General features: G+C 54.0%; 5 protein-coding genes. All 5 read left to right on the top strand.

Going from position 1 to position 4,709, the window contains the following annotated elements; genetic code table 11:
- A partial coding sequence (locus tag AC1D1P_RS14655) for a YcxB family protein (protein WP_477673488.1) occupies positions 1-507 on the top strand: 507 nt, incomplete at its 5' end.
- The gene (locus AC1D1P_RS14650) at positions 500-964 is read left to right on the top strand and encodes a hypothetical protein (protein ID WP_477673489.1); all 465 of its coding nucleotides are present in this window, start codon (positions 500-502) and stop codon (positions 962-964) included. The genes AC1D1P_RS14655 and AC1D1P_RS14650, both read left to right, overlap by 8 nt.
- Complete coding sequence (locus AC1D1P_RS14645) at positions 942-1,478, top strand: immunity protein Imm33 domain-containing protein (protein WP_477673487.1); 537 nt, start codon at positions 942-944, stop codon at positions 1,476-1,478. Before AC1D1P_RS14650 ends, AC1D1P_RS14645 begins: the two co-directional genes overlap by 23 nt.
- Complete coding sequence (locus tag AC1D1P_RS14640; protein ID WP_477668246.1) at positions 1,475-2,005, top strand: hypothetical protein; 531 nt, start codon at positions 1,475-1,477, stop codon at positions 2,003-2,005. The genes AC1D1P_RS14645 and AC1D1P_RS14640 overlap by 4 nt, the downstream gene beginning before the upstream one ends.
- 72 nt (positions 2,006-2,077) lie before the next feature.
- Entirely contained in the window at positions 2,078-2,383 is a 306-nt protein-coding gene (locus tag AC1D1P_RS14635) for a hypothetical protein (protein ID WP_477673486.1), read from the top strand.
- Positions 2,384-4,709: the final 2,326 nt, after the last annotated feature.

The raw sequence follows: 4,709 nt of genomic DNA, 5'->3' as shown, positions 1-4,709 counted from the left end.
ACATTAGCCGCCATGCTAGTGAGTGTCAGGCTACAGTACACAGAGGCCGTTATTCGAGATGCGGCGCTTGCAAGCTGGCATCGTGCGTTTGGCCTTCGCTTTGTCGTGGCTCTGCTACTCGTCGCGACAAGCCTTGCTTATCTAGTGTGGCATGGAGACCGTTCCTGGTTCGTTGGAGTCATGGGCACCCTGCTAATCCTCTGCGCAACTTTCGCAGTAGGCTTCTACCTGGTATCCCTGCGAAGCTCTCTCCGCAAGTTCCGGAAAATGCATTCTCCGGAGGCTAGTTTGCAAGGTGACGCCTCGGGTTTCAGCGTTTCATCCGAACTGGGCGCTTTTACCCTTCCTTGGTCCGCCGTCAGACAGGTACGGCGTTATCCCGATTTCTGGCTCTTAGTCCTTTCACGCACCAGTCAAGTCACCATTCCGCTTGCCGGCGTTGCACCCGATGCGCAATCATTCCTATTGCAGAAAATTGAGGGCGCTGGCGGGAGTGTGAATGGTTAACTTCACGGTATGCCGCACAGTAGCACTGTCCCTAGCCGTAAGGAATCATGGTGGTAAGGCCACCATAGTTGGCCTTAGTGTCGCTCCCCAGCCAGCTTCACTTGAACAACAGAATCGGTTCACGTTAGCAAAAAAAACGCCAATTCAATACCTTGTTTTTGCGTTGGCTATAGTCTTTCCGTTGCTTACCCTCTGGGCGCTTGTTGTTTGCGGAAGGTCTAAACTCAAAGGCCGAAAGTGGCCGTGGGTACTGTTCGTTATGCTTGGGTTTGGAAAGTTTGCAGTGAACTGGACAACTGGCGAATGGAGTTTCGCGCCCTTGTCCTTACAGCTATTTAGTGCGGGAGCGTTTGCCCCCTTGTACGGACAATGGACCGTTGCGATTGCTCTTCCGATCGGCGCAATCACTTTTTTGATACTCAGGAAAAAGCTAAGTGTTGCAGCAATTAAAAGCTAACTGGTCGACCCACTCGGACACAGCAGCAGATTCCTGCTGCGCGGCGCTTGCTACGTGCCGGTGGTCTCAAACGATAGACCCCGAGGAAACACAATGCGAGTGCTCCGTGAGAAGTCCGCTTTGTGAATGGGTGGGCGCATCGCCGTTGCCACCTGTAGCCGGTTCAAAAGTAGGCATCGCGTTGTCGACGATCGGAACTGAACCAATCCACGGCCTTCGCCACAAGCCCACGACAAGTACTAACGGTTGGTACTTCTGGTCCGGAGGTGAACCGTCAGAAGCCAGCGACTTCTTTGCCCTCCTGCATGTGGAGAATCTGGCAGAGAACCTACCATGGGTTGTCGAGTATCTTGAGTTGCCGCCAGGGTATCGCTTGCTGATAGATGGCTCCAACCATGAAGATGTGTGGTTCGATAAACGCTGCTTGTGGCCCAACCCCTCAGTCAATGAGACGTCTTGCGCATCGCACAAGCCGCCCCTTACCTCCACCGTTAGACCTCTTTTGACACCATGAACGTCCTCTTGTATCCCTTCATGCTGCTATCGGCAGTTGGTCTGCTTCTCAGCGTAGGAAGTCACCTGGCAGCCCTGATTGGCCTGCCAATTCCAGGTGGACATCTGGTTTGGGGTTTGCACGCCGGCATCTTCGTAGTGTGGCTTCCGACGGTCTTGGTCGCCAATCGTATGTCACGCCACGGAAGACGCTCTGATTTTTGGAAGCTGGCCCTATCGGGCTGCCCAACTTGGGCACGCTATGCGATCTACGGGCTCTTCGGATACGCGATGCTCAATTTCGTTCTAGGTATGAGCAACGTACCCAGCCATAGAGACGGGAGCAATGCTGCCAATTCCGGCGCCGAAGTGCGTCTCTTCTCTGGGCATTGGATGGTTTTCTACGGCGCGGCGTTTGCAACGCTGTACTCCGCAATCAAAAACTCCAGGTTGCTGAAAAACCGAAAATGCATTCGAGGCCATGAGGTCGCACCACTCGATAAGTTCTGTCCCGAATGTGGGGCAGCTATAGAGCATGGGCACATCTAACCCGTCACTCCAGCGGACTAATTCTGAGGGGCTTCGGCCGCCGCCATCCGTTGAGCTCAAACGTTGGGCGTCATGACCAATCCGCGTTTATGGAAGACCTGGGGTATTGCTGAAGCAAACCTGAAAGATGCTCGTCGCTACCTTGTTGAGGCGGCTACAGACGCGGACTCAGAGAAGTATTCATTGGTTCAGTTCGATGAATACCTTGCCCACAATGAACTTGGCCTGGCACTGCAAGAGATTGCCATCATTGCGGAAGATTTCACATGCAAGGCGGCATTCTGGAAGCGGCTCGAAGCGGCTGCAGAGGTCATGGAATTGCCAGAGTCTGCCTCGGCGTATAGGGATAAGTTCTTTGCGGAAACCCGCCGTCACTAAGACGCCCGACCCGTCATTGCAGCCGACCCTGGCGAGCTGCGCTGGTCGGTCGGCTGAATTCAAACGCAGGTTGCTCCATGGCTAACAAAAACCAGGCTTCAGTCGCACCCTTGCTCTAGCGTGTTGAATCCGTCGAAATCTGATCTAGTTATGGAGTGAACCCCTCGGGCTGGACCAAGGAGTTCACTCCAACACCGGGACGGGGTCTTGTTGGGGGGATTCAGCGGCGACCGGGGCAGCGCGTTTTTTTCACCGGTTTATGGGCGAGGATGACCAAACACAACGGAATCGGCTGTTTAGGCTTAGCTCGTCCATATTGAGGAGGCGGTAGCCACACTGCCCGCCTAGAATCGGTTTGCGGGGTTTGGTGTTCTTTTTATCGATCTGAACGAAACTCAAAATGAGCAATAAGTCTTTTAATAACAAGCACTTGGCTGGGTTTTCAGTGGCCTGGTTATACCGCAGGCGCGATGTTATACCGCAGACCTTGCGGTATACATTGCGTTAAGAACTCCAAATGCGTGTTCGCCTAGTACTACTGCTAGTCGCAGCTCTTCCTCTATGCAATGCATTTGGGCAGGAACGAGAAGGCCTACGAATTCATGCCCCACCCGCTTGGGCGGGATGGAAGAAGGCAGCGGAACAAAAGAAGGACGGACTCGAATTTACGGCTTGGGCCCCTCTGGACCAGGAGGGGTCTGCATGGAAAGAATCAATCACTCTAGCCATTCTGGAGCCGTCTCCCCCGGAAGATGCTGTAACGAACGCCATCCGCCTCACTCTTGGTGTGACGGCCAAGGCCTGTCCCAACTCCAATGTTGTGCCACCTAAGCCGCGTAGTGAAGGCATCTTTACTCTTGCTTATGCACAGTTCTACTGCTCTAGATTCCAGGACAAGAACGTGGGGGAACTTACCTTCGTCAAAGCCATTTCTTCTGCTCGGCGCACATATGTCATATCAATGATCAAGAGGGTAAGGCCATTTGACATCCGTGCACCCGGGGCGTTTGTGTTCTCTGCAGAGGAAGAGGACCCGGTTAGCTGGCTTTCAGCGGCAGCAAATTACCTAGGTACCGTGAAAGTCTGTGTCAGTCGGCAAGAAAAGGAAGACGTATGTTCGCCCTAGAGTTCCTAACACGGCAGTCCACACTGACGCCGTGCGGCAAAGCCGCGCAGCGCCGGTGACTTCTACGTTAGATACCATGGAAACACTGCTCGTTATGGTGCTCGCGCTTTTTGGGGTTGGCTTCGCGGTTGGTGCATTCTTGAATCATCCAGACGAACTCCCGCCGCACCGACTTCGTAGGTTTCTGTGGTCCGGGTGGATTGGATGGACCATCCTCTGCGGTGCACTGCTGCACCTTGCGAACGAAAAGCTTTGTCCCCCCGGCAGTTGCATCGGAGTGGCCTTAGGGCTTGCGTGGTTCGGACTGACGCTAGCGTGGTTAGTTGGCGGGCTGTGCGCGACGGCTGGTATCTATACTGCCCGGAACTATCTGAGGAACCACTAGTGGCAATGGCATCAAACAAGCCGTTCGACACTGACGCCCGAGTGCTTCAATGCGCTCCGTGCACACGCCTCCCGCTCGCCGATCAACTCCAACGTTAGGCCGCACCATGCGAGTCATTGCGATTGTTTCGCTTCTCGTTCTGCCTGGTCCGATATTCCTGGCCTACTCACAATTCATTGGCAACACGGGCTTTGAGTGGAAACACCTTCTAGCGAACTACGCTTGGTGTTCCGCAGTCTTGTATTGCTCCGCGTTGATTTTGATGGGAGCCCGCGCGAGCGTTACGCTATGGCTTGCTACTCTCGCCGCGGGGAATGCAGCTCTTATTGCATTCTGTTTTTGGATGGCCAGTCTCTTGGCGAGAAGCTACAGGGACACCGAAATCGCATGGGTGCTGCTTTTTCCAGCTCAGGCACTGGTCATTACCCTCGCGGTGTTGGCCTATTGGATTGCGCACCGGAACAAAGAACGGCCTGGCCATGTTGCCTAACAGGCCGATCGAGACCGGCACACAACGCCGCGGCTCCGCGAGGCGCATGATTTTCGGCGCGACTTATAGCGCCAAGCTTCTGAGTGCGGCTCACTTTCAACGTTGAGTGTCTTGACCATGCGTCTTTTTTATATCTCAATTGTCATTGCACTATTTCAGGTCACATCCAGCCATGCCGCGTGCTCTGACAAAGAAAGTTGGATGGCGGCAAAATCATTGCGCCTAATCTCATCCAATGGACAAAACCCGAAAGAATCTTTTGAGGTAGAGGTACGCCACTTGGGTAACGCACAAATGTTTTCGCGCGTCATCCAGGGTGTTGCGG

This window comes from Polaromonas sp. P1_E1_2 (assembly GCF_056406035.1).
This window is presented reverse-complemented; position numbering and strand designations above follow the sequence as displayed.